Origin of the sequence: Streptococcus mitis (genome assembly GCF_026782895.1) — a bacterium.
Taxonomy (GTDB): domain Bacteria; phylum Bacillota; class Bacilli; order Lactobacillales; family Streptococcaceae; genus Streptococcus; species Streptococcus mitis_CB.
Genome location: NZ_JAKUXJ010000002.1, coordinates 44,175 through 69,477 on the forward strand (window position 1 = coordinate 44,175; position 25,303 = coordinate 69,477).

26 protein-coding genes and 1 riboswitch are annotated in these 25,303 nt (G+C 40.8%); of the genes, 21 read left to right on the top strand and 5 right to left on the bottom strand.

Annotated elements, in window-relative coordinates:
* Positions 1 to 54 precede the first annotated feature (54 nt).
* Positions 55 to 498, bottom strand: coding sequence for a PH domain-containing protein (locus tag MK480_RS01995; protein ID WP_060627334.1), 444 nt, complete (start codon positions 496 to 498; stop codon positions 55 to 57).
* Positions 499 to 513: 15 nt separating this feature from the next.
* Complete coding sequence (locus tag MK480_RS02000; protein WP_084926268.1) at positions 514 to 1,149, bottom strand: YigZ family protein; 636 nt, start codon at positions 1,147 to 1,149, stop codon at positions 514 to 516.
* Between the two features lie 56 nt (positions 1,150 to 1,205).
* On the opposite strand from MK480_RS02000, the gene MK480_RS02005 reads away from it, so the two are divergent.
* From MK480_RS02005 to MK480_RS02085, 17 genes are all read left to right on the top strand, one after another.
* Entirely contained in the window at positions 1,206 to 2,504 is a 1,299-nt protein-coding gene (locus MK480_RS02005; protein ID WP_045612473.1) for an ATP-dependent helicase ComFA, read from the top strand.
* Positions 2,501 to 3,163, top strand: coding sequence for a ComF family protein (locus MK480_RS02010; protein ID WP_045612472.1), 663 nt, complete (start codon positions 2,501 to 2,503; stop codon positions 3,161 to 3,163). Before MK480_RS02005 ends, MK480_RS02010 begins: the two co-directional genes overlap by 4 nt.
* 79 nt (positions 3,164 to 3,242) lie before the next feature.
* A complete protein-coding gene (gene hpf / locus MK480_RS02015) occupies positions 3,243 to 3,791 on the top strand; it encodes a ribosome hibernation-promoting factor, HPF/YfiA family (protein ID WP_004255322.1) in 549 nt (182 codons plus the stop codon).
* Between the two features lie 135 nt (positions 3,792 to 3,926).
* On the top strand, positions 3,927 to 5,900 hold the full coding sequence (locus tag MK480_RS02020; protein ID WP_000715142.1) for a DHH family phosphoesterase: 1,974 nt from the start codon (positions 3,927 to 3,929) through the stop codon (positions 5,898 to 5,900).
* Positions 5,897 to 6,349, top strand: a complete 453-nt coding sequence (gene rplI, locus MK480_RS02025; protein ID WP_060627336.1) for a 50S ribosomal protein L9 — start codon at positions 5,897 to 5,899, stop codon at positions 6,347 to 6,349. The genes MK480_RS02020 and rplI overlap by 4 nt, the downstream gene beginning before the upstream one ends.
* Positions 6,350 to 6,392: 43 nt before the next feature.
* Positions 6,393 to 7,745 carry a replicative DNA helicase gene (gene dnaB, locus MK480_RS02030; protein ID WP_060627337.1) on the top strand — a complete coding sequence of 451 codons (1,353 nt, stop codon included), beginning with the start codon at positions 6,393 to 6,395 and terminating at the stop codon, positions 7,743 to 7,745.
* A gap of 1 nt (position 7,746) precedes the next feature.
* A complete protein-coding gene (locus tag MK480_RS02035; RefSeq protein ID WP_001278169.1) occupies positions 7,747 to 8,013 on the top strand; it encodes a Veg family protein in 267 nt (88 codons plus the stop codon).
* 89 nt (positions 8,014 to 8,102) lie between these two features.
* Positions 8,103 to 9,212: a choline binding-anchored murein hydrolase CbpD gene (gene cbpD / locus MK480_RS02040; RefSeq protein WP_084926269.1), complete on the top strand. Its 1,110-nt coding sequence runs from the start codon at positions 8,103 to 8,105 to the stop codon at positions 9,210 to 9,212.
* Between the two features lie 82 nt (positions 9,213 to 9,294).
* Positions 9,295 to 9,397, top strand: a riboswitch (TPP riboswitch).
* 68 nt (positions 9,398 to 9,465) lie between these two features.
* Positions 9,466 to 9,756: a thiamine-binding protein gene (locus tag MK480_RS02045; RefSeq protein ID WP_153198934.1), complete on the top strand. Its 291-nt coding sequence runs from the start codon at positions 9,466 to 9,468 to the stop codon at positions 9,754 to 9,756.
* A complete protein-coding gene (locus tag MK480_RS02050; RefSeq protein ID WP_162199275.1) occupies positions 9,719 to 10,477 on the top strand; it encodes an ABC transporter permease in 759 nt (252 codons plus the stop codon). Before MK480_RS02045 ends, MK480_RS02050 begins: the two co-directional genes overlap by 38 nt.
* 38 nt (positions 10,478 to 10,515) lie before the next feature.
* Positions 10,516 to 11,523 (top strand): ABC transporter substrate-binding protein, encoded by a 1,008-nt coding sequence (locus tag MK480_RS02055; protein WP_004255331.1) that lies wholly within the window; start codon positions 10,516 to 10,518, stop codon positions 11,521 to 11,523.
* Positions 11,523 to 12,251 carry an ABC transporter ATP-binding protein gene (locus MK480_RS02060; RefSeq protein ID WP_268707123.1) on the top strand — a complete coding sequence of 243 codons (729 nt, stop codon included), beginning with the start codon at positions 11,523 to 11,525 and terminating at the stop codon, positions 12,249 to 12,251. The genes MK480_RS02055 and MK480_RS02060 overlap by 1 nt, the downstream gene beginning before the upstream one ends.
* A gap of 118 nt (positions 12,252 to 12,369) precedes the next feature.
* On the top strand, positions 12,370 to 12,828 hold the full coding sequence (locus MK480_RS02065) for a CtsR family transcriptional regulator (RefSeq protein WP_261029080.1): 459 nt from the start codon (positions 12,370 to 12,372) through the stop codon (positions 12,826 to 12,828).
* Between the two features lies 1 nt (position 12,829).
* Positions 12,830 to 15,262 (top strand): ATP-dependent Clp protease ATP-binding subunit, encoded by a 2,433-nt coding sequence (locus MK480_RS02070; RefSeq protein ID WP_268707124.1) that lies wholly within the window; start codon positions 12,830 to 12,832, stop codon positions 15,260 to 15,262.
* A 147-nt stretch (positions 15,263 to 15,409) separates the two neighbouring features.
* Entirely contained in the window at positions 15,410 to 16,468 is a 1,059-nt protein-coding gene (locus tag MK480_RS02075; RefSeq protein ID WP_268707125.1) for an AAA family ATPase, read from the top strand.
* Between the two features lie 9 nt (positions 16,469 to 16,477).
* A complete protein-coding gene (pnuC, locus tag MK480_RS02080) occupies positions 16,478 to 17,257 on the top strand; it encodes a nicotinamide riboside transporter PnuC (RefSeq protein ID WP_268707126.1) in 780 nt (259 codons plus the stop codon).
* Position 17,258: 1 nt separating this feature from the next.
* Positions 17,259 to 18,032 carry an NUDIX hydrolase gene (locus MK480_RS02085; RefSeq protein ID WP_268707127.1) on the top strand — a complete coding sequence of 258 codons (774 nt, stop codon included), beginning with the start codon at positions 17,259 to 17,261 and terminating at the stop codon, positions 18,030 to 18,032.
* A 68-nt stretch (positions 18,033 to 18,100) separates the two neighbouring features.
* On the opposite strand, the gene MK480_RS02090 is transcribed toward MK480_RS02085, so the two are convergent.
* A complete protein-coding gene (locus tag MK480_RS02090) occupies positions 18,101 to 18,331 on the bottom strand; it encodes a hypothetical protein (protein WP_024057553.1) in 231 nt (76 codons plus the stop codon).
* A 278-nt stretch (positions 18,332 to 18,609) separates the two neighbouring features.
* On the opposite strand from MK480_RS02090, the gene MK480_RS02095 reads away from it, so the two are divergent.
* The gene (locus tag MK480_RS02095) at positions 18,610 to 19,308 is read left to right on the top strand and encodes a hypothetical protein (protein ID WP_268707128.1); all 699 of its coding nucleotides are present in this window, start codon (positions 18,610 to 18,612) and stop codon (positions 19,306 to 19,308) included.
* A 126-nt stretch (positions 19,309 to 19,434) separates the two neighbouring features.
* The gene (locus MK480_RS02100) at positions 19,435 to 20,121 is read left to right on the top strand and encodes a YoaK family protein (RefSeq protein ID WP_084887729.1); all 687 of its coding nucleotides are present in this window, start codon (positions 19,435 to 19,437) and stop codon (positions 20,119 to 20,121) included.
* A gap of 57 nt (positions 20,122 to 20,178) precedes the next feature.
* On the opposite strand, the gene dusB is transcribed toward MK480_RS02100, so the two are convergent.
* Together dusB and hslO are read right to left on the bottom strand one after the other, a co-directional pair.
* Positions 20,179 to 21,159, bottom strand: a complete 981-nt coding sequence (gene dusB / locus MK480_RS02105; protein ID WP_049551175.1) for a tRNA dihydrouridine synthase DusB — start codon at positions 21,157 to 21,159, stop codon at positions 20,179 to 20,181.
* Positions 21,146 to 22,018, bottom strand: a complete 873-nt coding sequence (gene hslO / locus MK480_RS02110; protein WP_261030059.1) for an Hsp33 family molecular chaperone HslO — start codon at positions 22,016 to 22,018, stop codon at positions 21,146 to 21,148. The genes dusB and hslO overlap by 14 nt, the downstream gene beginning before the upstream one ends.
* Before the next feature lie 164 nt (positions 22,019 to 22,182).
* On the opposite strand from hslO, the gene MK480_RS02115 reads away from it, so the two are divergent.
* Both MK480_RS02115 and glpK read left to right on the top strand, forming a co-directional pair.
* Positions 22,183 to 23,610 carry an AcpB/EbpR/MafR family transcriptional regulator gene (locus MK480_RS02115; protein WP_049491158.1) on the top strand — a complete coding sequence of 476 codons (1,428 nt, stop codon included), beginning with the start codon at positions 22,183 to 22,185 and terminating at the stop codon, positions 23,608 to 23,610.
* A gap of 159 nt (positions 23,611 to 23,769) precedes the next feature.
* On the top strand, positions 23,770 to 25,278 hold the full coding sequence (gene glpK, locus MK480_RS02120; RefSeq protein ID WP_268707129.1) for a glycerol kinase GlpK: 1,509 nt from the start codon (positions 23,770 to 23,772) through the stop codon (positions 25,276 to 25,278).
* Positions 25,279 to 25,303 lie beyond the last annotated feature (25 nt).

Sequence of the window (25,303 nt, forward strand, 5' to 3'; positions counted from 1 at the left end):
CTATATCATTTGTAAAATATAGAAATCCTATCGAAGTGATAGGATTTTTTTATATCACAGGTCCAAGTCATTAATTTTCAAGCGATTGTGATAAGCTAATTCTAATAAATAGGTATAAAGTGGAACGATATCCGTTTTCTTAGGAAATTCAAATTTATGAGAACTAAAATGTTCATTATGTGCTTTTAGAAAGACATTCTCTAAATAAGTAATAGTAATTTCACTATCATCTATACCTGCTCCTGCAGTTTCCATTTCAACGTTAACAATGTTCATCAAAAAGATTGATTTAATAGACATCTTACGACCGGTAGCGCCTTGTTTATCTGTAAAGATAATGCGGATATTTGTAAATATAATTGAGTCACGAATCAGTTTATATCCACTTTGAATTTCTTCATTTTCTAGTAGATATTGTCCATATTCTTTGATAAGAGTTTCTTTGTTTTGCTCGCTAAAGTTACCAGCAAGTCCTTGAATGAATTTACCAAATGCCATATTTTTCTCCTTTGTTTACACTAAATTTACAGGAACTTCAACTTCTCGTAAACCTTGATCAGTTAAAGTAACTTTTCCATTAAAAAACTCCACCAGTGCAGCTTTAATATTTTCTTTTTCTTCTTTATCAACATAAATCATCGTATCGACTTGATCTGTAAAGTTTGTATCCAGTTCCATGAGATTATGTTCTTTAAGGAAGTTACTGTACTCTTGATACTGAGCGTAAGACATTTGAATAGCAATGCCCGCCTGTTCCTTTATTTCAATGATGCCAATTTCTTTGACGGCTAAGGCAACACTGCCGGCGTAAGCACGAATCAGTCCTCCAGCGCCTAGTTTTATACCACCAAAGTAGCGTGTCACGACCACACAGACATTGGTGAGGTTGTGATTTTCTAGTACCCCAAGCATGGGAACGCCAGCAGTCCCACTGGGCTCACCATCATCACTTGTACGTTTGATTTCACTACGTTCCCCAATAATGAAGGCAGAGCAGTTATGCGTAGCTTTGTAGTGTTCTTTTTTGATGGTAGTAATAAAGTCTCGAGCCTCTTCTTCGCTATAAACACGCTTGGCATGACAGATAAAGCGTGATTTTTTGATTTCTTCTTGGACTTGACCGTCCTCTTTAATTGTTCTAAATTCCATGATTTAATTGTACTAAAAAATCATCTAAAGCGCTAGGTTTTTACGAATAAAGAAGTATGAAAGTAAATCCAAATTATCTCGGTCGTTTGTTTACTGAGAATGAATTAACAAAAGAGGAACGTCAGTTGGCGGAGAAACTTCCAGCAATGAGAAAGGAGAAAGGGAAACTTTTCTGTCAACGTTGTGATAGTGCTATTTTAGATGAATGGTATTTGCCCATCGGTGCTTATTATTGTAGGGAGTGTTTACTGATGAAGCGAGTCAGGAGTGATCAAGCTTTATACTATTTTCCGCAGGAGGATTTTGCGAAGCAAGATATTCTCAAATGGCGCGGTCAATTAACTCCTTTTCAAGAGAAGGTGTCAGAGGGACTAATTCAAGCTGTAGACAAGCAGGAACCAACCTTGGTTCACGCTGTAACAGGAGCTGGAAAGACAGAAATGATTTATCAAGTAGTAGCTAAAGTGATCAATGCGGGTGGTGCAGTATGCTTGGCTAGTCCTCGCATAGATGTTTGTTTGGAGCTGTACAAGCGCCTGCAAGATGATTTTGCTTGCGAGATATCTTTACTACACGGAGAATCAGAGCCGTATTTTCGAACACCACTAGTTGTTGCGACGACCCATCAGTTATTGAAGTTTTATCAAGCTTTTGATTTGCTGATAGTGGATGAAGTAGATGCCTTTCCTTATGTTGACAATCCCAAGCTTTACCATGCTGTCAAGAATAGTGTAAAGGAGAATGGACTGAGAATCTTTTTAACAGCGACTTCGACTGATGAGTTAGATAGAAAGGTTCGCATAGGAGAACTAAAACGATTGAGTTTGCCAAGACGATTTCATGGAAATCCGTTGATTATTCCTAAACCTGTCTGGTTATCCGATTTTAATCACTGTTTAGAGAAAAATCGGTTGTCACCAAAGTTAAAGTCCTATATTGAGAAGCAGAGAAAGACAGCTTATCCGTTACTCATTTTTGCTTCAGAAATTAAGAAAGGGGAGCAGTTAAAAGAAATCTTACAGGAGCAATTTCCAAATGAGAAAATTGGCTTTGTATCTTCTGTAACAGAAGATAGATTAGAACAGGTACAAGCTTTTCGAGATGGAGAACTGACAATACTTATCAGTACGACAATATTGGAGCGTGGAGTTACCTTCCCTTGTGTGGATGTTTTTGTAGTAGAGGCCAATCATCGTCTTTTTACCAAGTCTAGTTTAATACAGATTGGAGGACGTGTCGGTCGGAGTATGGACAGACCGACAGGAGATTTGCTTTTCTTCCATGATGGGTTAAATACTTCAATCAAGAAGGCAATTAAGGAAATTCAGCAGATGAATAAGGAAGCGGGTCTATGAGGTGCTTATTGTGCGGGCAGACTATGAAGGCTGTTTTAACTTTTAGTAGTCTCTTACTTCTGAGGAATGATGTCTCATGTCTTTGTTTAGATTGTGATTCTACTTTTGAGAAAATTGGAGAAGAGTACTGTCCAAACTGTATGAAAACAGGATTGTCAACAAAGTGTCAAGATTGTCAATTTTGGTGTAAAGAAGGAATTGAAGTCAGTCATAGAGGGATTTTTACTTACAATCAAGCTATGAAGGATTTTTTCAGTCGGTATAAGTTTGATGGAGACTTCCTTTTAAGAAAAGTTTTTGCTTCATTTTTAAGTGAGGAGTTGAAAAAGTACAAAGAGTATCAATTTGTCGTAATTCCCCTAAGTCCTGAAAGATTACTTGAGAGGGGATTTAACCAGGTTGAAGGTTTAGTTGAAGCAGCAGGGTTCTCTTTTCAAGACTTACTAGAGAAGAGAGAAGAGCGGGCCAGTTCTTCTAAAAATCGTTCAGAACGCTTGGGGACAGAACTTCCTTTCTTTATTAAAAGGGGAGTCACTATTCCTAAAAAAATCCTACTTATAGATGACATTTACACTACTGGAACAACTATAAATCGTGTGAAGAAACTGTTGGAAGAGGCTGGTGCTGAAGATGTAAAAACATTTTCCCTTGTAAGATGAGGAAAAAATTTGCAAAACTAAAATGAAAGCGTTATAATGAAATCAGAAAAACAAAAATGTTTAGAAAGAAGGTACTCATATGATTAAATATAGTATCCGTGGTGAAAACCTAGAAGTAACAGAAGCAATTCGTGATTATGTAGTTTCTAAACTCGAAAAGATCGAAAAGTATTTTCAAGCTGAACAAGAGTTGGATGCTCGAGTTAACTTGAAGGTGTATCGTGAAAAAACGGCTAAAGTGGAGGTGACGATTCCGCTTGGCTCAATTACTCTTCGTGCAGAAGATGTGTCTCAAGATATGTATGGTTCAATTGACCTTGTAACTGATAAAATTGAACGTCAGATTCGTAAAAATAAAACAAAAATCGAGCGTAAAAATAAAAACAAGGTAGCAACTAGTCAATTATTTACAGATGCTTTGGTGGAAGATACAAATGTTGTCCAATCTAGAGTGGTTCGTTCAAAACAAATTGATTTAAAACCAATGGATTTGGAAGAAGCTATTCTACAGATGGATTTGTTGGGACATGATTTTTTTATCTATGTGGATGTTGAAGATCAGACAACCAATGTGATTTATCGTCGTGAGGATGGCGAAATTGGTTTGTTAGAAGTTAAAGAATCTTAATTTCAATATGTGTAAAGGAAGGTTTACTGAATTGTAAACCTCCTTTTTCTTATAATTGATAGAATTACTGATTACACCTTTAAAAAGTCGCTTTTTGGTGGTTATTATGGTATAATGGGTGCCAAGAGGTTTGGAATGAAAAAATTTTATGTAAGTCCTATTTTCCCCTTAATATTAGGAATAGTGGCGTTCGGAGTGCTATCTGTGCAACTTGTTTTTGTAACGAATACACTGGTAACGCTATTTCTTTTGCTACTTATTTTGGGTTCATATAGTTTATTATTCATCCATCAGAGAGACTACTACTCAAAGAGTGAAGTAGAACAAATCCAGTATGTAAACCACCAAGCTGAAGAAAGTTTGACAACCTTGTTAGAACAGATGCCTGTCGGAGTTATTAAATTAGACTTGTCGTCAGGTGAAGTTGAATGGTTTAATCCTTATGCTGAATTGATTTTGACTAATGAAGTGGGCGAGATTGATGTTGCATTAATTCAAACAATTATCAAGGCATCGGTAGGAAATCCAGGTTCTTATGCTACCTTGGGTGAGACCCGCTATTCGGTTCATATGGACAAGGTGTCTGGAGTTCTTTACTTCTTTGATGTGTCTGGAGAATACGAAGCGACTGTTGAGTTAGTAACGAGTCGACCTGTGATTGGGGTCGTTTCCGTTGACAACTATGATGATTTAGAAGATGAAACATCGGAGTCTGATATCAGTCATATCAATAGTTTTGTAGCCAATTTTGTTTCAGAATTTGCTGGTAAACATGCCATGTTCTCCCGTCGAGTAAGTATGGATCGCTTTTATCTATTTACGGACTACACGGTGCTTGAGGGATTGATGAACGATAAATTTTCTGTTATTGATTCTTTCAGAGAAGAGTCGAAACAGAGACAGTTGCCATTGACCTTAAGTATGGGCTTTTCTTATGGTGATGGAAATCATGATGAGATAGGGAAAGTTGCATTGCTCAACTTAAACTTGGCTGAAGTACGTGGTGGCGACCAGGTGGTTGTCAAGGAGAATGACGAAACGAAAAATCCCGTTTATTTTGGTGGTGGATCTGCGGCGTCAATCAAGCGTACAAGGACACGTACGCGCGCTATGATGACAGCTATTTCAGATAAAATTAGAAGTGTAGATCAGGTTTTTGTAGTTGGTCACAAAAATCTTGATATGGATGCTTTGGGTTCTGCTGTAGGTATGCAGTTATTTGCTAGTAATGTGACAGAAAATAGTTATGCTCTTTATGATGAAAATCAGATGTCTCCGGATATTGAACGAGCTGTTTCATTCTTAGAAAAAGAAGGAGTTACGAAGTTGTTGTCTGTTAAGGATGCAATGGGGATGGTGACCAATCGTTCTTTGTTGATTCTTGTAGACCATTCAAAGACAGCCTTAACTTTATCAAAAGCTTTTTATGATTTATTTACCCAAACCATCGTCATCGACCACCACAGACGGGATCAGGATTTTCCAGATAATGCGGTTATTACTTATATCGAAAGTGGTGCAAGTAGTGCCAGTGAGTTGGTAACGGAATTGATTCAGTTCCAGAATTCTAAGAAAAATCGTTTGAGTCGTATGCAAGCAAGTGTCTTGATGGCTGGTATGATGTTGGATACTAAAAATTTCACCTCACGAGTGACTAGTCGGACATTTGATGTTGCTAGCTATCTCAGAACGAGAGGAAGTGATAGTATTGCTATCCAAGAAATTGCTGCGACAGATTTTGAAGAATATCGTGAGGTCAATGAACTGATTTTACAGGGGCGTAAATTAGGTTCAGATGTACTAATAGCAGAGGCTAAGGACTCGAAATGCTATGATACAGTTGTTATTAGTAAGGCAGCAGATGCCATGTTAGCTATGTCAGGTATTGAAGCGAGTTTTGTTCTTGCGAAGAATACACAAGGATTTATCTCTATCTCAGCTCGCAGTCGTAGTAAGCTGAATGTACAACGGATTATGGAAGAGCTGGGAGGTGGAGGCCACTTTAATTTGGCAGCAGCTCAAATTAAGGATTCAACCTTGTCAGAAGCAGGGGAAAAACTGACAGAAATTGTATTAAATGAAATAAAGGAAAAGGAGAAAGAAGAATGAAAGTAATCTTTTTAGCAGATGTTAAAGGAAAAGGTAAAAAAGGCGAAATTAAGGAAGTACCAACAGGGTATGCGCAAAACTTTCTTATCAAAAAGAGTCTAGCCAAAGAAGCGACTGCTCAAGCTGTAGGTGAACTTCGTGGTAAACAAAAATCTGAAGAAAAAGCTCATGCTGAGATGATTGCAGAAGCAAAAGCAATTAAAGCTCAACTAGAAGCAGAGGAAACTATTGTAGAATTTGTTGAAAAAGTTGGTCCAGATGGTCGTACCTTTGGTTCCATTACCAATAAGAAAATTGCAGAAGAATTGCAAAAGCAATTTGGAATTAAGATTGATAAACGTCATATCCAAGTACAAGCTCCGATTCGAGCAGTTGGTTTGATTGATGTACCAGTGAAAATCTATCAAGATATTACAAGTGTAATCAATCTTCGTGTGAAAGAAGGGTAAATTTACACTTTCTTGACAAGATTGTAAAAGGAAGGGAAGTCTGATGGCAGAAGTAGAAGAGTTACGAGTACAACCTCAAGATATCTTAGCTGAGCAATCCGTTTTAGGGGCTATCTTTATTGACGAGAGTAAGCTTGTTTTTGTGCGAGAATATATTGAGTCTAGGGACTTTTTTAAGTATGCCCATCGTTTGATTTTCCAAGCTATGGTCGACTTATCCGATCGTGGCGATGCTATAGATGCAACAACGGTTCGTACCATTCTTGATAATCAAGGTGATTTACAGAATATTGGTGGCCTGTCTTACTTGGTTGAGATTGTCAATTCTGTGCCAACTTCTGCTAATGCGGAGTATTATGCTAAGATTGTTGCAGAGAAGGCCATGCTACGTCGATTAATCTCCAAGTTGACAGAGTCTGTCAATCAAGCTTACGAGGCTTCGCAACCAGCTGATGAAATCATTGCTCAGGCAGAAAAAGGCCTGATTGATGTCAGCGAAAATGCAAATCGAAGTGGATTTAAGAACATTCGAGATGTGTTGAATATCAACTTCGGAAATCTGGAAGCTCGCTCGCAACAAACGACCGATATTACAGGTATTGCGACAGGCTATCGTGACTTGGATCATATGACGACTGGACTTCATGAGGAGGAGTTGATTATCCTAGCAGCCCGTCCAGCTGTTGGTAAGACAGCCTTTGCCTTGAATATTGCTCAGAATATTGGGACTAAGTTGGACAAAACAGTTGCTATTTTTTCACTGGAAATGGGTGCGGAAAGTCTAGTGGACCGTATGTTAGCGGCAGAAGGTTTGGTAGAATCGCATTCTATCCGTACGGGTCAATTGACTGATGAGGAGTGGCAAAAATATACCATTGCTCAAGGAAATCTAGCTAATGCAAGTATCTATATCGATGATACGCCAGGGATTCGGATTACAGAGATTCGTTCTCGTTCTCGTAAACTGGCTCAAGAAACTGGAAATCTTGGCTTGATTTTAATAGACTATTTGCAGCTTATCACGGGAACTGGTCGGGAAAATCGTCAACAAGAGGTTTCAGAAATTTCACGTCAGTTGAAAATTTTAGCTAAGGAACTGAAGGTTCCAGTAATCGCTCTAAGTCAGCTTTCTCGTGGTGTAGAACAACGTCAGGATAAGAGACCGGTCTTGTCTGATATTCGTGAATCTGGGTCTATTGAGCAGGACGCTGATATTGTAGCCTTTCTTTATCGCGACGATTACTATGAGCGTGGTGGTGAAGAAGAGGAAGGAATGCCGAATAATAAGGTAGAAGTTATTATCGAGAAAAACCGTAGTGGAGCTCGTGGAACGGTGGAATTAATTTTCCAAAAAGAATACAATAAATTTTCAAGTATCTCAAAGAGGGAGGCATAAGATGTCAGATGCATTTACAGATGTAGCCAAGATGAAAAAAATCAAAGAAGAAATCAAGGCACATGAGGGTCAAGTCGTAGAAATGACTTTGGAGAATGGTCGTAAGCGCCAAAAAAATAGATTGGGTAAGCTAATTGAGGTTTATCCATCCCTATTTATCGTTGAATTTGGAAACGTTGAAGGAGATAAACAAGCTAATGTTTACGTTGAATCCTTTACTTACTCAGATATCCTTACAGAAAAGAATTTGATTCATTATCTTGACTAAAGTGAGAAATTTTCTCACTTTTTCTTTTTTTCTCCGAATAGTTTAAGTGAAGGTAATCTTCGATTTATATTATTTTTCAAGGAGGAAGAATGAAAATTTCACCATTTAAAGTAGCAGAGACAAGATTTTCTTTCAGAAAATCAGCTAAAAAGGTTGTTCCCTTTTTAGTAGTAGGATTGATGTTAGCAGCGGGTAATAGTGTATATGCCTATTCCGGAGGAAATGGATCGATTGCGCGTGGGGATGATTATCCTGCTCATTATAAAAATGGGAGCCAGGAGATTGATAAGTGGCGCATGTATTCTCGTCAGTGTACTTCTTTTGCAGCCTTTCGTTTGAGTAATGTCAATGGTTTTGAGATTCCGGCTGCTTATGGGAATGCGAATGAATGGGGCTATCGTGCTCGTCGTGAAGGTTATCGTGTCGATAATACACCAACGATTGGCTCTATTGCTTGGTCTACTGCAGGAACTTATGGTCATGTTGCTTGGGTGTCAAATGTAATAGGAGATGAGATTGAGATTGAAGAATACAATTATGGAATAAGGGAATCTTACAACAAGCGCATCGTGAAGGCAAATACTATGACGGGGTTTATTCATTTTAAAGATTTAGCTGGTGGCAGTGTTGGGAATAGTCAATCCTCAGCTTCAACAGGAGGAACACATTATTTTAAGACTAAGGCTGCTATCAAAAATCAGCCTCTAGCTAGCGCAACTGCGATTGATTACTATTATCCTGGGGAGAATGTTCATTATGATCAAATTCTCGAAAAAGATGGATACAAGTGGTTGAGTTATACGGCTTATAACGGAAGTCGTCGCTATATCCAGCTAGAGGGAGTAACCTCTTCACAGAATCAATCAGGGAATAGTTCTAACTATGGATCCAATAATGGATTGACTATTGGTTGGAAGAAAATAAATGGTAGTTGGTATCATTTCAAATCAAATGGGTCTAAATCAACGGGTTGGCTGAAAGACGGATCTAGTTGGTATTATTTGAAATCATCTGGTGAAATGCAGACAGGCTGGTTAAAGGAAAATGGTCTGTGGTATTATTTAGATAGTTCAGGGGCAATGAAAACAGGTTGGTATCAAGTCTCTGGTAAGTGGTATTACTCTTACTCTTCGGGCGCCTTAGCCGTCAATACGACGGTGGATGGCTACAGAGTAAATAGTGATGGAGAACGAGTATAGAAAATGGGAGTAGGAAAATTTTCCTACTCTTTTCTGTAAGCAGTTTCCTTGACATTTTTTTTGTTTTGCGCTATCATATGTCCATATAATATATGGGAGTCTGTGTACAGTCTGAGAGGAAGTGTTAAACTTCGACCGCACCTGATCTGGGTAATGCCAGCGTAGGGAACGATACTTAGTCTATTCTGCACCTTTTACATATATGGTAAAGGTTTTTCTTTTTGTCAAAGGAAAACGAGAAGAGGAGGTTGTTATGAAAGCAAGCATTGCCTTGCAAGTTTTACCACTATCACAGGGGATTGATCGGATTGCTGTTATTGATCAGGTCATTGCTTATCTGCAAGCTCAAGAGGTGACTATGGTGGTGACACCATTTGAAACGGTCTTGGAAGGGGAGTTTGATGAACTCATGCGCATTCTAAAAGAAGCGCTGGAAGTGGCAGGGCAGGAGGCAGATAATGTCTTTTCTAATGTCAAAATAAATGTAGGAGAGATTTTAAGTATTGATGAGAAACTTGAAAAGTATACTGAGACGACACATTAGTCTATTGGGCTTTCTAGGAGTCTTGTCAATCTGGCAGTTAGCAGGTTTTCTTAAACTTCTCCCCAAGTTTATCCTGCCGACACCTCTTGAAATCCTCCAGTCTTTTGTGCGTGATAGAGAATTTCTCTGGCACCATAGCTGGGCGACCTTGAGAGTGGCTTTGCTAGGTCTAATTTTGGGAGTCTTGATTGCCTGTCTCATGGCTGTGCTCATGGATAGTTTGACTTGGCTCAATGACCTGATTTACCCTATGATGGTGGTCGTTCAGACCATTCCGACTATTGCCATAGCTCCTATCTTGGTCTTGTGGCTCGGTTATGGGATTTTGCCCAAGATTGTCTTGATTATCTTGACGACAACCTTTCCTATCATCGTCAGCATCTTGGACGGTTTTAGGCACTGTGACAAGGATATGCTGACCTTGTTTAGTCTGATGCGAGCCAAACCTTGGCAAATTCTTTGGCATTTTAAAATCCCAGTCAGTTTGCCTTACTTTTATGCAGGTCTGAGGGTCAGTGTCTCCTACGCTTTTATCACAACAGTAGTATCTGAGTGGTTGGGAGGCTTTGAAGGACTAGGTGTCTACATGATTCAGTCCAAGAAATTGTTTCAGTATGATACCATGTTCGCTATTATTATTCTGGTATCGATTATCAGCCTTCTTGGTATGAAATTGGTCGATGTCAGCGAGAAATATGTTATTAAATGGAAACGTTCGTAGAATTAGAATGTTTCGGAAAAAGAAAAGAGGAAATCAAAATGAAAAAAACATGGAAAGTGTTTTTAACTGTTTTAACAGCTCTTGTAGCTGTTGTGCTTGTGGCCTGTGGTCAAGGAACTGCTTCCAAGGACAACAAAGAAGCAGAACTTAAGAAGATTGACTTTATCCTAGACTGGACACCAAATACCAACCACACAGGGCTTTATGTGGCTAAGGAAAAAGGCTACTTCAAGGAAGCTGGGGTGGATGTTGATTTGAAATTGCCACCAGAAGAAAGTTCTTCTGACTTGGTTATTAACGGTAAGGCACCATTTGCAGTCTATTTCCAAGACTATATGGCTAAAAAATTGGAAAAAGGGGCAGGAATTACTGCCGTTGCAGCTATCGTAGAACACAATACATCAGGAATCATCTCTCGTAAATCTGACAATGTAGCTAGTCCAAAAGACTTGGTTGGTAAGAAATACGGAACTTGGAATGACCCAACTGAACTTGCTATGTTGAAAACCTTGGTAGAATCACAAGGTGGGGACTTTGAGAAGGTTGAAAAAGTACCAAATAACGACTCAAACTCAATTACACCGATTGCCAATGGAGTATTTGATACTGCATGGATCTACTACGGATGGGATGGTATCCTTGCCAAATCTCAAGGTGTAGATGCTAACTTTATGTACTTGAAAGACTACGTTAAAGAATTTGACTATTACTCACCAGTCATCATTGCTAACAACGACTACCTCAAAGACAACAAAGAAGAAGCACGTAAAGTCATCCAAGCTATCAAAAAAGGATACCAATATGCTATGGAGCATCCAGAGGAAGCAGCTGATATCCTCATCAAAAATGCACCTGAACTCAAGGAAAAACGTGACTTTGTCATCGAATCTCAAAAATACTTGTCAAAAGAATACGCAAGCGACAAGGAAAAATGGGGGCAATTTGATGCAGCTCGCTGGAATGCCTTCTACAAATGGGATAAAGAAAATGGTATCCTTAAAGAAGACTTGACAGACAAAGGCTTCACCAACGAATTTGTGAAATAATGACAGAAATAAGACTAGAACACGTCAGTTATGCCTACGGACAAGATAGGATTTTAGAGGATATCAATCTGAAAGTGACTTCAGGTGAAGTGGTTTCTATCCTAGGCCCAAGTGGTGTTGGTAAGACTACGCTTTTCAACTTAATTGCGGGGATTTTAGAAGTTCAGTCAGGGAGAATTGTCCTTGATGGTGAAGAAAATCCCAAGGGGCGCGTGAGTTATATGTTACAAAAGGATCTGCTCTTGGAGCACAAGACGGTGCTTGGTAATATCATTCTGCCCCTCTTGATTCAAAAGGTGGATAAGGCAGAAGCTATTGCTCGCGCAGATGAAATTCTTGCGACCTTCCAGTTGACAGCTGTAAGAGATAAATACCCTCATGAACTCAGTGGTGGGATGCGCCAGCGTGTAACCTTACTCCGGACTTACCTTTTCGGGCACAAGCTCTTTCTCTTAGATGAGGCCTTTAGCGCCTTGGATGAGATAACCAAGATGGAACTCCATGCTTGGTATCTGGAGATTCACAAGCAGTTGCAATTGACGACCCTGATTATTACGCATAGTATTGAGGAGGCCCTCAATCTCAGCGACCGTATCTATATCTTGAAAAATCGCCCTGGGCAGATTGTTTCAGAAATTAAACTAGATTGGTCTGAAGATGAGGACAAGGAAGTTCAAAAAATTGCCTACAAACGTCAAATCTTGGCAGAATTAGGCTTAGATAAGTAGAAAAATAGGGAGTTGGTGAAGATTATCCTTTACCAGCGCCCTTTTTCTTTTAAAAATGAGAAAATTTCGGTATAATAGTCAAAGATAGTCAAGGTTTAAAGAGAGAGGTGGGTTTGTAATGAGATTTAAAAATACATCGGATCATATTGAGGCCTACATCAAGGCGATTTTAGATCAATCTGGAATTGTGGAGTTGCAACGGAGTCAGTTGGCAGATACTTTTCAGGTTGTTCCCAGTCAGATTAACTATGTGATCAAGACACGCTTTACGGAAAGTAGGGGCTACTTGGTTGAAAGTAAGCGTGGTGGCGGAGGCTATATTCGTATAGGACGGATTGAGTTTTCTAGTCATCATGAAATGCTCAAGGAGCTGCTTTACTCAATTGGTGAGCGGATCAGTCAAGAAATTTATGAGGATATTCTACAGCTTTTGGTTGAGCAGGAATTGATGACCAAGCAGGAGATGAATTTGCTGGTAGCAGTAGCTTTGGATCGCATTCTAGGAGAAGAAGCTCCAGTTGTTCGTGCTAATATGCTACGACAGGTCATACAAGAAGTAGATAGAAAAGGGAAGTAAGATGAACTATTCAAAAGCATTGAATGAATGTATCGAAAGTGCCTACATGGTTGCTGGCCATTTTGGAGCTCGTTATCTAGAGTCTTGGCACTTGTTGATTGCCATGTCCAATCACAGTTATAGTGTGGCAGGGGCGACTTTAAATGATTATCCATATGAGATAGACCGTTTAGAAGAGGTGGCTTTAGAACTGACTGAAACGGACTATAGCCAGCATGAAACCTTTACGGAATTGCCGTTCTCCCATCGTTTGCAGGTTCTTTTTGACGAAGCAGAGTATGTAGCGTCAGTGGTCCATGCTAAGGTGCTAGGGACGGAGCACGTCCTTTATGCGATTTTACATGATGGAAATGCCTTGGCGACTCGTATTTTGGAGAGGGCTGGTTTTTCTTATGAAGACAAGAAAGATCAGGTTAAGATTGCTGCCCTACGTCGAAATCTAGAAGAACGTGCAGGCTGGACTCGTGAAGACCTCAAGGCTCTACGCCAACGCCATCGTACAGTAGCTGACAAGCAAAATTCTATGGCCAATATGATGGGCATGCCGCAGACTCCGAGCGGTGGTCTCGAGGACTATACGCATGATTTGACAGAGCAAGCGCGTTCTGGCAAGTTGGAGCCGGTCATCGGTCGGGATAAGGAAATCTCGCGTATGATTCAAATCTTGAGCCGTAAGACCAAGAACAATCCTGTCTTGGTTGGAGATGCTGGTGTCGGGAAAACAGCTCTGGCGCTTGGTCTTGCCCAGCGAATTGCTAGTGGGGATGTGCCTGCGGAAATGTCTAAGATGCGCGTGTTAGAGCTTGATTTGATGAACGTTGTTGCAGGTACACGTTTCCGTGGTGACTTTGAAGAACGCATGAATAATATCATTAAGGATATTGAAGAAGATGGCCAAGTGATTCTCTTTATCGACGAACTTCATACTATCATGGGTTCTGGTAGTGGAATTGACTCAACTCTGGATGCGGCCAATATCTTGAAGCCAGCCTTGGCGCGTGGCACCTTGAGAACAGTTGGTGCGACCACTCAGGAAGAATATCAAAAACACATCGAAAAAGATGTGGCCCTTTCTCGTCGTTTCGCCAAAGTGACGATTGAAGAGCCAAGTGTGGCCGACAGTATGGCCATTTTGCAAGGCTTGAAGGCGACTTATGAGAAACATCACCGTGTGCAAATCACAGATGAAGCGGTCAAAACAGCTGTCAAGATGGCGCATCGTTACTTGACTAGTCGTCACTTGCCAGACTCTGCTATCGATCTCTTGGATGAGGCAGCAGCAACAGTGCAAAATAAGGCAAAGCATGTAAAAGCAGACGATTCAGGTTTGAGTCCAGCGGACAAGGCCTTGATGGATGGCAAGTGGAAACAGGCAGCCCAGCTAATCGCAAAAGAAGAGGAAGTGCCTGTCTATAAAGACTTGGTGACAGAGTCTGATATTTTGACCACCTTGAGTCGCTTGTCAGGTATTCCAGTCCAAAAACTGACTCAGACTGATGCTAAGAAATACTTAAACTTGGAAGCTGAACTGCACAAACGTGTCATCGGTCAAGATCAAGCAGTTTCAAGCATTAGCCGTGCGATTCGCCGCAATCAGTCAGGGATTCGCAGTCACAAGCGTCCGATTGGTTCCTTTATGTTCCTAGGACCCACAGGTGTCGGGAAGACCGAATTGGCTAAGGCTCTAGCAGAAGTTCTTTTTGATGACGAATCAGCCCTTATCCGCTTTGATATGAGTGAGTATATGGAGAAATTCGCAGCCAGCCGTCTCAATGGAGCTCCTCCGGGTTATGTGGGTTATGAAGAAGGTGGGGAGTTGACCGAGAAGGTTCGCAACAAACCCTATTCCGTTCTCCTCTTTGACGAGGTAGAGAAGGCCCACCCTGATATCTTTAATGTCCTCTTGCAGGTCTTGGATGATGGTGTCTTGACAGATAGCAAGGGGCGCAAGGTTGACTTTTCAAATACCATTATCATCATGACGTCAAATCTTGGTGCGACAGCCCTTCGTGATGACAAGACAGTTGGATTTGGTGCTAAGGACATTCGTTTTGACCAGGAGAATATGGAGAAACGCATGTTTGAAGAGCTGAAAAAAGCTTATAGGCCGGAGTTTATCAACCGTATTGATGAAAAGGTGGTCTTCCATAGCCTATCTAGCGATAATATGCAGGAAGTAGTGAAGATTATGGTTAAACCTTTAGTGGCAAGTTTGGCTGAAAAAGGCATTGACTTGAAATTACAAGCTTCTGCACTGAAATTGTTGGCAAATCAAGGATATGACCCAGAGATGGGAGCTCGTCCACTTCGTAGAACCCTACAAACAGAAGTGGAAGACAAGTTGGCAGAACTTCTTCTCAAGGGAGAATTAGAGGCAGGCAGCACACTTAAGATTGGTGTTAAAGCAGGCCAGTTAAAATTTGATATTGCATAAAAATGGAGAATCAGGAGCAATCTTGATTCTCTTTTTCGCAATCTTTTTATAAAAAATGATAAAAAACTATTGACAAAACAAAAATATAGTTTATAATAAAAACATAGATAATAAAAATATTTAAAATTATAAAAAGGCAATAGGTTTATGAAAAAGAAAACAGCAGTGGTATTTGGAACCTTTGCTCCTCTTCATCAAGGACATATCGATCTAATCCAGCGAGCGAAGCGACAGTGTGACCGGGTCTGGGTTGTCGTTTCAGGCTATGAGGGAGACAGAGGGGAGCAGGTAGGTTTAACGCTTCAAAAAAGATTTCGCTATATCCGAGAGGCCTTTGGTGATGACGAGTTGACCTCTGTCTGCAAGTTAGATGAAACCAATCTTCCTCGTTACCCTATGGGCTGGCAGGAGTGGTTGGACAAAATGTTAGCGGAGATTTCCTATGATGAAACCCAGCAAGAACTAATTTTCTTTGTGGGAGAAGCAGACTACCAGCAAGAATTATCAAATCGTGGCTTTGAGACTGTCTTGCAAGAAAGAAAGTTTGGTATCTCAGCAACTATGATTCGAGAAAATCCAAGCAAATATTGGAAATATATTGCTCAACCCTTCCGACGTCAGTTTACAAAGAAAGTGTTGATTATGGGAAGTGCTAGCAATGGGAAGACCACTTTAGCCAAGGATTTGGCAAGGTATTACGATGCACCAGTCAGCTTGGAATACGCACGTGAGTACCAGATCAAAAACAATGTCCGCGACGATGAATTGACTCCAAAAGATTACTATTATCTCCTGTTGGGGCAGTATGACCAGACCTCTAAGTTAATTGACAGTAATGCCAATAGGGGATTGGTGATAGCTGACACCAACTCCTTAGTAACTAAGGGCTACTATGATTATTACATGGAGACTGAGGATCAAGAGGACTTATCGGGAGAGACTTTTGATAATCTCTTTGTCTCGATTTTGGCTAAGGAGAAATGGGACTTGATTCTCTTTGTGCAACCTGTCGGCTCCTATGTCAATGATGGTTTTAGAGATATGACCATGGCGGAAGACCATATTCGTCATAGTTTTTCCCAGCATTTGGATCAGATGAGAGAGCGCTACTTAGCAAACATTCCACTAGTTTATCTAGCGGAGGATTATCTAGGCAATTATGAAGCAGCAAAAGTGGCTATTGATAGCATTTACCAAGCAGATTAGGAGAAAAATATGAAAAAACTAACTAAAAAAATCACACAATTTATCGAAAACTTTAAAAATGTCCATGCGGAAGCCCGCAAGATCGGTTTTGCAGGAATCATGCGCCTGCTCTGGAAAGATCTCTTTGTCGGCCGTAGCCTCTTCCAGTGGTTGTATCTCATCGTCCTGTCAAGTGTTCCCTTGATCTTGGAATTCACTCAAAATACAGAGAGTCATGACTGGCTTAGCTTGTTGGCATCTTGGACTGGGATTGTCTGTGTTATATTGGTAGCAGAAGGGCGTGCAAGCAATTATCTCTTTGGGGCCATTAACTCTGCTATCTATTTGATTTTGGCCATGAATGCGACTTTTTATGGCGAAGTCTTGACGACCGTTTACTTCTTTGTCATGCAGCCGATTGGTCTCTATGCTTGGCTGTCCAACCGTATCAATGACCAAGGAAAAGTAGAAGAATCTCACTTTGAAGCTAAGAAATTATCTGTGCTTGACTGGCTTAAGTACTTGGCTTTGACTGCTATCATTTGGATTGGTATGGGCTTGGCATACCAAAGTATCAATAGCGCTCGCCCTTTCCGTGATAGTGTTACCGATGCGACCAATGGTGTCGGTCAGCTCTTGATGACACGTCTCTACCGTGAGCAGTGGATTTTCTGGATTGCAACTAATCTCTTTAGTATTTACCTCTGGTGGGGTGAAAACATCCACATCCAAGGGATGTACTGGGTTTACACACTCAATAGTCTAGTAGGTTGGTACCAATGGACCAAGGCAGTTCGTAAGGAGGCGTAAAATGACGGACACGATGATTCCAGCAGGGATGACGGAAAAAGAATATTTTGAAATTCATGCCAGTCAGGAGGAGTTTTTGAATTGGTACTACAAGCAGGAACTCCCTCAATACGAAAAACCAAGTGTGACGGTGGATATGGTAGCCTACTGCTTTGTTGAAGGAAAGATCAAGCTCTTATTAATTCGCCGAAAGGCTCATCCTTATCAAAATTGTTTGGCTCTGGTTGGAGGATTTATGGACAAGGGTGAAGATGCTGCGCATGCCTGTCAGCGTGAGGTGAGAGAAGAAGTCAATCTCGATCTTCCTTTGGAAAAAATCGAGCAATTGATGACCGTATCGACCCCCAGCCGTGACCCCCGGGGCTGGACAGTGACTATTGCCCACTTGGTTTATCTGCCTAGTCGTGCATTAGAACTTGTTCAAGCAGGGGACGATGCCAAGGATGTCGTTTTCGTAGATGTTGATTTTCAGACAGGCAAGTGCTTCTTGGATGGACTAGAATTGGAGGAGCAAGCCTTCGCTTTTGACCATTATGCCATTATCCAAGAATCCATCAAACGAATCCAAGGCCGTCTCGACTGGAATCCGACCTTCCTTTATCTGCTGGAGGAGGAGTTCACTGTCTACGAAGGAACTGAACTGGTCAATCTTATCAACCCCGGTCGTCCAATCGTCAGTAATAACTTTCTCGTAAAATACGGAGAATATGTAGAAGAAGTCGGACTCAAACGAGTACCTAAAAAGAAACCAAGAAAAACCTATCGATTGAAATAAAGAGGTCGGGACAAAGTTCCCGATCTCTTTATTTGCCTTTATTAGTTTGATTTGCTGTTGCGACTGTTTTAGGGATGGCTATCTTTCTTAGAATTACTCAACATGTGAGTAAAGAAGTCTTTGTATCTATACTTGAGATAGTTCTCATGTAAAAATAACAAAGCAATATAAACAATCAAAAAGATTGTAGTCAGATAAAACACATCAAATGCAGTTCGCGCATAGTGAGTGGCTGACTGATAAGAGCCAATAGCTCCCAAAATCAGCCAAGGAAGATACTTGTAATACTTATTTAGCATAAGAGTGCACCTCCTATATTCTATTTCAATGTTATTATATTCCTTTGTACTTAAAGATGCAAGCGATTACACAAAAACAAATTCAAATTTTTAATAGGAAAATCTCCTGTTTTTATGTTTTATTACGAATAGAAGAGTAGGAGGAGTAAATGTATCTAAAGTATTTAAGATTTTTAAAATAGTTTAGATAAATTGTTGACATATTTAAATTAGAATGTTACAATTATATTACAAAAAGATTTCTTTATATTTCTAAAATATTACAAAGGAGTAGAAAAATGAAAAAGAAAACCTATATCAAATTGATGACAGCAACTGTATTGGCTTCTACCTTGCTATTAGGAGCTTGTGGAAATAAAAAGGAAACAACTCAAGCAAGCAGTTCTGCTAAGACAAGCCAATCACCAAGCTCTAAAGCAGCTTCTGCTAGCAAAGAAAGCAAGACTCAGAAGTCCTCAAGTTCAGCTTCATCTGAAAAGGCCAAGGCATCTACTGATCAATCTTCAGCAACTGCAACGCCATCACAAGCGGCACCTGCACCAGAGCAAAGACAAGGTCAAGAAGTGGCTAATCAACAGGCGGCTAGTCAACAAACTCCTGCTCAGACTCCTTCAACTCAACAGGCTCCTCAAGCCCAGTCTAACCAATCAAGCTATGATCCTACAACTGACCGCAAACTTCAAGACAAACAAGCAGAGCAAAATAAACGCTACAAGGGTGTTTTAACCATGGTAGATGGTGATTTCTCAGCTGCAGCGGGCAATTGGAAGGGAGCAAATGGCGAAACCATCACAGTTTCATCAGGTGGTCAATTTACAGTAGAATCTGCTGATGGAAAGAAAGAAAATTACTCTATCAAAGGCTATTCTTATACTCTTGACGATGGTAAGTATAATGCTAAAATCGGTGGAGGGAAAGTTATCCAAATTACAACAGGAGCGGATGGCAAGGTTTCCAGTGTTGCTTTGAGTCAATAATAAAATTTGGTGCTTTAACTTTTACTAGAAATCGTGCTGTAAAAGAGTGAGCCAACTGTTTTTCACTTAGTTTCTCCAAGAGAAAGTGGTATAATAAAAAAATCAAAGGAAAACGAGTGATAATACATGGCGGATAAATTAATATTACCTCAAAACACACGACTGATGGGAGTATTTCTTGGATTTGTAGGTGGTTCTTTGGATGTGTTTTGCCATATTCAATACCGTAGTTTGGTAGCGACACAGACAGGGAATATTCTCCTACTTATATCTGATTGGCACGACTCAAATGTTATTAATACGATGCTACGATTCTGCTCAATTATCTTCTTTTCTCTAGGATTTCTGTTTGCCCTACACATGAAAGAATACCGCAAAACGGCCTACTGGCGAGTTAAGATGTTGCTTCCTTTATTTATTGGGACACTTATTTTGCCTTTCTTTTCACGATCTCCTCTATTAGAAGTTCCTTTCATCGCTTTTGGAACAGGAATGATGATGCTAACATTTACGGGTAGCTTGATTGAAGATCATCCCTATGTCATTTTTATGACGTCTGGAAATTACCGAAAGATGTTGACCGCTTTGTATCGCATTGCTAGAAGAGAAGGAAATATCCAAGAATACCGTCGTCAAGCCTTAAATTATGGGATTGTTGTGGGAAGTTTCATAGTGGGGGCAATCAGCTTGGCTGTATTGATGCATTTTCTTCATGAATGGTCTGTTTGGATTATCAGCCTCAATTTGTTTTTGATTATGTCCTACTATATAGCTAGAGTGAAGCAATTAGATTTACAAGATGAAAACATATAAAAAACGACAAGACTCATTTTTTGAGCTTTGTCGTTTTTGTGAGTTGTAGATGTGAGACTATGCCTTATCCAACTGCAAGAGGGCTTCAATCTCTGCTAGGGTGCTAGCTTGTGAAATGGCTCCACGGAGTTTAGCTGCACCAGATGTTCCACGAAGATAGTGAGGAGCGAGGCCACGGAATTCACGAACTGCTACGTTTTCTCCTTTGAGGTTAATCAAGCGTTTCAAGTGTTCGTAGGCGATTTTCATCTTATCTTCAAAGGTCAAATCAGGTAGGATTTCTCCTGTTTCAAAGTAATGATTGATTTGGTTGAAGAGGTAAGGATTTCCCATGGCAGCGCGGCCAATCATAACTGCATCAGCACCGACTTCTTCGATGCGTTGCTTGGCTTCTTGAACTGTACGGATGTCACCGTTGGCGATGAAGGGAATCTTGGTCAGAGCTTGAGCTACGTCGTGCAAGGTCTCAAGGTCTGCGTGACCTGTATACATTTGCTCACGGGTACGGCCATGCATGGCGAGGGCAGAAACGCCTGCAGCTTCAGCAGCGAGGGCATTTTCTACTGCAAGAGCTGGGTCGGACCAGCCGGTACGCATCTTGACGGTGAGGGGAATATCAAGGACAGACTGAACCTTGTTGATAATAGAGTAAATCTTGTCTGGATCCTTGAGCCACATAGCGCCAGCTTCGTTTTTCACGATTTTGTTAACTGGGCAGCCCATGTTGATATCGACTATATCGGTCTTGGTATTTTCTTGGATGAATTCTGCTGCGCGCGCTAGGCTGTCTTCATCACTACCAAAAAGTTGGATAGAAACAGGGTTTTCACCTTCATCGATATGAAGCATGTGCAGGGTTTTTTCATTGTTGTATTGGATTCCCTTGTCAGAGACCATTTCCATTACAACGAGTCCAGCTCCAAGCTCTTTTGCGATAGTACGAAAGGCTGAGTTTGTCACGCCAGCCATAGGCGCTAGAACGGTACGATTGGGAATCTCAACATTGCCAATCATAAAAGGTGTATTAAGATTTGTCACGAATGAGTTCCTCCAGGTCGTTTTCATCAAAGTTGTAAGTAGTTTGGCAGAATTGACAAGTGATTTCTGCTCCGTGGTCTTCCTCTTTCATTTCCTGTAAGTCTGAGCTTGGAAGGCTGGCAAGAGCGTTCATAAAACGGTCTTTGCTGCAATCACATTGGAAACGAATTTCTTCTTCAGAAAGACGTTTGTAGGATTCGTCACCATAGATGGCCTTGAGAAGGGCTTCGATATGGTCATCGCTTTCCAGAAGGGTTGAGATGGCTGGCATTTCTTGGATGCGTTTTTCAAAGCGGGCAATCTCTTCTTCCTTGGCCCCTGGTAATACTTGGAGAAGAAAACCACCGGCAACTTCGACCTTGTCGTCTTTGTCTAAAAGAACATTGAGGCCGACTGCTGAAGGAGTTTGTTGGCTTTCTGTCAGGTAGTATGCCAAGTCTTCACCGATTTCCCCAGAGATGAGAGGAGTCATGGAGTTGTAAGGATTTCCAGTACCGTAGTCTGTGATAACGAGGAATTGACCATTTCCAACAAAAGGTCCAACTAGGACTTCACCAGTTGCAGTCTTTTTGATGTCAACACCAGGATTTTGAACGTAACCTTTGACATTCCCCTTGGTATCAGCGACGGTGATGATAGCACCTAGAGAGCTAGATCCCAGCACCTTAACTGTAAGTTTGGTATTTCCTTTTTCATTGGCTGCGAGAATCTGGCTGGCGATAAGAGTTCGACCAAGCGCTACAGTTGAGCTAGCTTGGGTTTGGTGTTTTTCTTGAGCAGTGCGGACGGTTTCCGTGCTATCAAGGACAAAAGCACGAAAGGCTCCGCTTTCTGATATAGTTTTAATAATTTTATCCATAGCTACTATTTTAGCATAAAAATGCCCAAAGGGGGAGCCGTGTGTTTGCTGATTTTCAGGATAATGGACCAGGAAATCAGCATGAAAATAAAAAGAGAAACAGATTATTTCATCATTTTTAAGTTTTGTGTTATTCTAAAGGAAGAAAATGAAAGGGGTAACAAATGTATTTAGGAGATTTGATGGAAAAGGCCGAATCTGGCCAATTTTCAATCCTTTCCTTTCTATTACAAGAGTCTCAGACGACCGTCAAGGCTGTAATGGAGGAAACAGGATTTTCAAAAGCAACCCTAACCAAATATGTCACCCTTCTCAATGACAAGGCTTTGGATAGTGGCTTAGAGCTGACTATTCACTTAGAAGATGAAAATCTGCGTCTATCGATCGGTGCAGCTACCAAGGGGAGAGATATTCGGAGCTTGTTTTTGGAGAATGCTGTTAAATACCAAATTTTAGTCTATCTTCTCTACCACCAACAGTTTTTAGCCCATCAGCTGGCTCAAGAATTGATGATTAGTGAGGCAACACTTGGTCGCCACTTAGCTAGTTTAAATCATATTTTGTCAGAATTTGATTTATCCATCCAAAATGGACGTTGGCGAGGTCCAGAGCATCAGATTCGCTATTTCTATTTCTGTCTTTTTCGCAAGGTCTGGTCAAGTCAGGAGTGGGAAGGTCACATGCAGAAACCAGAGAGAAAACAGGAGATTGCCACTTTAGAAGAAATCTGCGGTGCAAGCTTGTCTTCGGGGCAGAAGTTAGACTTGGTTCTCTGGTCCCACATCAGTCAACAACGTCTACGGGTCAATGCCTGTCAGTTTCAAGTCATAGAAGAGAAAATGCGAGGGTATTTTGACAATATTTCCTATCTTCGTTTGCTGAGAAAGGCTCCGTCCTTTTTTGCTGGGCAACACCTTCCTCTCGGAATTGAGGATGGGGAGATGATGATTTTCTTCTCATTTCTCCTATCTCATCGTATTCTTCCTCTTCATACTATGGAGTATATTCTTGGATTTGGAGGGCAGTTGGCAGCTTTACTGACGCAATTGATTCAAGAAATGAAGAAGGAGGAGTTACTGGGTGATTATACAGAGGACCACGTTACCTATGAACTCAGTCAGCTTTGTGCTCAAGTCTATCTTTATAAGGGCTATATTTTACAGGATCGCTACAAGTACAAGTTAGAGAATCGTCATCCATATTTACTGATGGAACATGATTTTAGGGGGACGGCAGAGGAGATTTTTCATGCTCTACCTGCCTTTCAGCAGGGGACGGATTTGGATAAGAAAATTCTCTGGGAATGGCTTCAGTTGATGGAATATATGGCAGAAAATGGTGGTCAGCATATGCGGATTGGTCTGGATTTGACATCTGGTTTTCTTGTCTTTTCAAGGATGGCAGCCATTTTAAAACGGTATTTGGAATACAATCGTTTTATTACCATTGAAGCCTATGACCGAACTCGACATTATGATTTGCTGGTTACCAATAACCCGATTCATAAGAAGGAACAAACACCAGTCTATTATTTAAAAAATGACTTGGATATGGAAGATTTGGCGGCTATTCGTCAGTTATTATTCACTTAAAAGGCTTGGTTCTTCCAGGTCTTTTTTGTGAAATTCACACAATCTCCTCACATTTTTTAAAAAATTAAAAAAAGTTGATAAACAAGAAAGCGCTTTATTTTGTATACTAGTAAGTGTAAAGAGGAAACATCCTCAAGATCTTTATCAGGAGGACAGCACATGTCACAAGAAAAATACATCATGGCCATTGACCAGGGGACTACAAGCTCTCGTGCCATTATTTTCAACAAAAAAGGAGAAAAGGTCAGCTCGAGTCAAAAAGAGTTTACCCAGATTTTCCCTCAGGCAGGTTGGGTAGAGCACAATGCCAATGAAATTTGGAACTCAGTCCAGTCAGTTATTGCGGGTGCTTTCATCGAAAGTGGTGTCAAGCCAAGTCAAATCGAAGCAATCGGAATTACCAACCAACGTGAAACAACTGTTGTCTGGGATAAGAAAACAGGGCTCCCTATCTACAACGCTATCGTTTGGCAGTCTCGCCAAACAGCCCCTTTAGCTGAGCAACTAAAAAACCAAGGTTATGTGGAAAAATTCCATGAAAAGACTGGTTTGATCATCGATGCTTACTTCTCTGCTACCAAGGTTCGTTGGATTTTGGACCATGTAGAAGGCGCTCAAGAGCGAGCAGAAAAAGGGGAATTGCTCTTTGGTACTATCGATACTTGGTTGGTTTGGAAATTGACTGACGGTGCGGCTCACGTGACTGACTACTCAAATGCAGCTCGTACCATGCTTTATAACATTAAAGAACTCAAATGGGATGACGAGATTTTGGAAATCCTCAACATTCCTAAGGCTATGCTGCCAGAAGTTCGTTCTAACTCTGAAATCTACGGTAAGACAGCCCCATTCCATTTCTATGGTGGAGAAGTTCCAATCTCAGGTATGGCTGGAGACCAACAAGCAGCTCTCTTTGGACAGTTGGCCTTTGAACCAGGTATGGTCAAGAATACTTATGGAACAGGTTCTTTCATCATCATGAATACTGGTGAAGAGATGCAGTTGTCTGAAAACAACCTATTAACAACCATTGGTTACGGAATCAACGGCAAGGTTTACTATGCCTTGGAAGGTTCAATCTTCATCGCAGGAAGCGCCATTCAGTGGCTTCGTGACGGTCTTCGCATGGTAGAAAATTCACCAGAATCTGAAAAATACGCTCGTGATTCTCACAACAATGATGAAGTTTATGTCGTTCCAGCCTTTACAGGTCTAGGTGCTCCATACTGGAACCAAAACGCTCGCGGTTCTGTCTTTGGCTTAACTCGTGGAACAACTAAAGAAGACTTTATTAAGGCGACTTTGCAATCTATCGCTTATCAAGTGCGTGATATCATCGATACGATGCAAGTGGATGCGCAGACAGCTATCCAAGTCTTGAAAGTAGACGGTGGTGCAGCTATGAACAATTTCCTCATGCAGTTCCAAGCTGACATTTTGGGAATCGATATCGCACGCGTCAAAAACTTGGAAACAACAGCTCTAGGTGCAGCCTTCCTAGCAGGTTTGTCAGTGGGCTATTGGAAGGACTTGGATGAGTTGAAACTCTTGAACGAGACAGGAGAACTCTTTGAGCCATCTATGAACGAATCGCGCAAGGAACAACTCTACAAGGGCTGGAAGAAGGCTGTAAAAGCAACCCAAGTCTTTGCGGAAATAGACGACTAATACTGGAAGAATAAAGTGACTTAGT

Bases quoted from the DNA above. Each gene is read 5' to 3' on its own strand.
- MK480_RS01995 (WP_060627334.1), bottom strand. From the start codon at position 498: ATGGCATTTGGTAAATTCATTCAAGGACTTGCTGGTAACTTTAGCGAG.
- MK480_RS02000 (WP_084926268.1), bottom strand. From the start codon at position 1,149: ATGGAATTTAGAACAATTAAAGAGGACGGTCAAGTCCAAGAAGAAATC.
- MK480_RS02005 (WP_045612473.1), top strand. From the start codon at position 1,206: ATGAAAGTAAATCCAAATTATCTCGGTCGTTTGTTTACTGAGAATGAA.
- MK480_RS02010 (WP_045612472.1), top strand. From the start codon at position 2,501: ATGAGGTGCTTATTGTGCGGGCAGACTATGAAGGCTGTTTTAACTTTT.
- hpf (WP_004255322.1), top strand. From the start codon at position 3,243: ATGATTAAATATAGTATCCGTGGTGAAAACCTAGAAGTAACAGAAGCA.
- MK480_RS02020 (WP_000715142.1), top strand. From the start codon at position 3,927: ATGAAAAAATTTTATGTAAGTCCTATTTTCCCCTTAATATTAGGAATA.
- rplI (WP_060627336.1), top strand. From the start codon at position 5,897: ATGAAAGTAATCTTTTTAGCAGATGTTAAAGGAAAAGGTAAAAAAGGC.
- dnaB (WP_060627337.1), top strand. From the start codon at position 6,393: ATGGCAGAAGTAGAAGAGTTACGAGTACAACCTCAAGATATCTTAGCT.
- MK480_RS02035 (WP_001278169.1), top strand. From the start codon at position 7,747: ATGTCAGATGCATTTACAGATGTAGCCAAGATGAAAAAAATCAAAGAA.
- cbpD (WP_084926269.1), top strand. From the start codon at position 8,103: ATGAAAATTTCACCATTTAAAGTAGCAGAGACAAGATTTTCTTTCAGA.
- MK480_RS02045 (WP_153198934.1), top strand. From the start codon at position 9,466: ATGAAAGCAAGCATTGCCTTGCAAGTTTTACCACTATCACAGGGGATT.
- MK480_RS02050 (WP_162199275.1), top strand. From the start codon at position 9,719: ATGAGAAACTTGAAAAGTATACTGAGACGACACATTAGTCTATTGGGC.
- MK480_RS02055 (WP_004255331.1), top strand. From the start codon at position 10,516: ATGAAAAAAACATGGAAAGTGTTTTTAACTGTTTTAACAGCTCTTGTA.
- MK480_RS02060 (WP_268707123.1), top strand. From the start codon at position 11,523: ATGACAGAAATAAGACTAGAACACGTCAGTTATGCCTACGGACAAGAT.
- MK480_RS02065 (WP_261029080.1), top strand. From the start codon at position 12,370: ATGAGATTTAAAAATACATCGGATCATATTGAGGCCTACATCAAGGCG.
- MK480_RS02070 (WP_268707124.1), top strand. From the start codon at position 12,830: ATGAACTATTCAAAAGCATTGAATGAATGTATCGAAAGTGCCTACATG.
- MK480_RS02075 (WP_268707125.1), top strand. From the start codon at position 15,410: ATGAAAAAGAAAACAGCAGTGGTATTTGGAACCTTTGCTCCTCTTCAT.
- pnuC (WP_268707126.1), top strand. From the start codon at position 16,478: ATGAAAAAACTAACTAAAAAAATCACACAATTTATCGAAAACTTTAAA.
- MK480_RS02085 (WP_268707127.1), top strand. From the start codon at position 17,259: ATGACGGACACGATGATTCCAGCAGGGATGACGGAAAAAGAATATTTT.
- MK480_RS02090 (WP_024057553.1), bottom strand. From the start codon at position 18,331: ATGCTAAATAAGTATTACAAGTATCTTCCTTGGCTGATTTTGGGAGCT.
- MK480_RS02095 (WP_268707128.1), top strand. From the start codon at position 18,610: ATGAAAAAGAAAACCTATATCAAATTGATGACAGCAACTGTATTGGCT.
- MK480_RS02100 (WP_084887729.1), top strand. From the start codon at position 19,435: ATGGCGGATAAATTAATATTACCTCAAAACACACGACTGATGGGAGTA.
- hslO (WP_261030059.1), bottom strand. From the start codon at position 22,018: ATGGATAAAATTATTAAAACTATATCAGAAAGCGGAGCCTTTCGTGCT.
- MK480_RS02115 (WP_049491158.1), top strand. From the start codon at position 22,183: ATGTATTTAGGAGATTTGATGGAAAAGGCCGAATCTGGCCAATTTTCA.
- glpK (WP_268707129.1), top strand. From the start codon at position 23,770: ATGTCACAAGAAAAATACATCATGGCCATTGACCAGGGGACTACAAGC.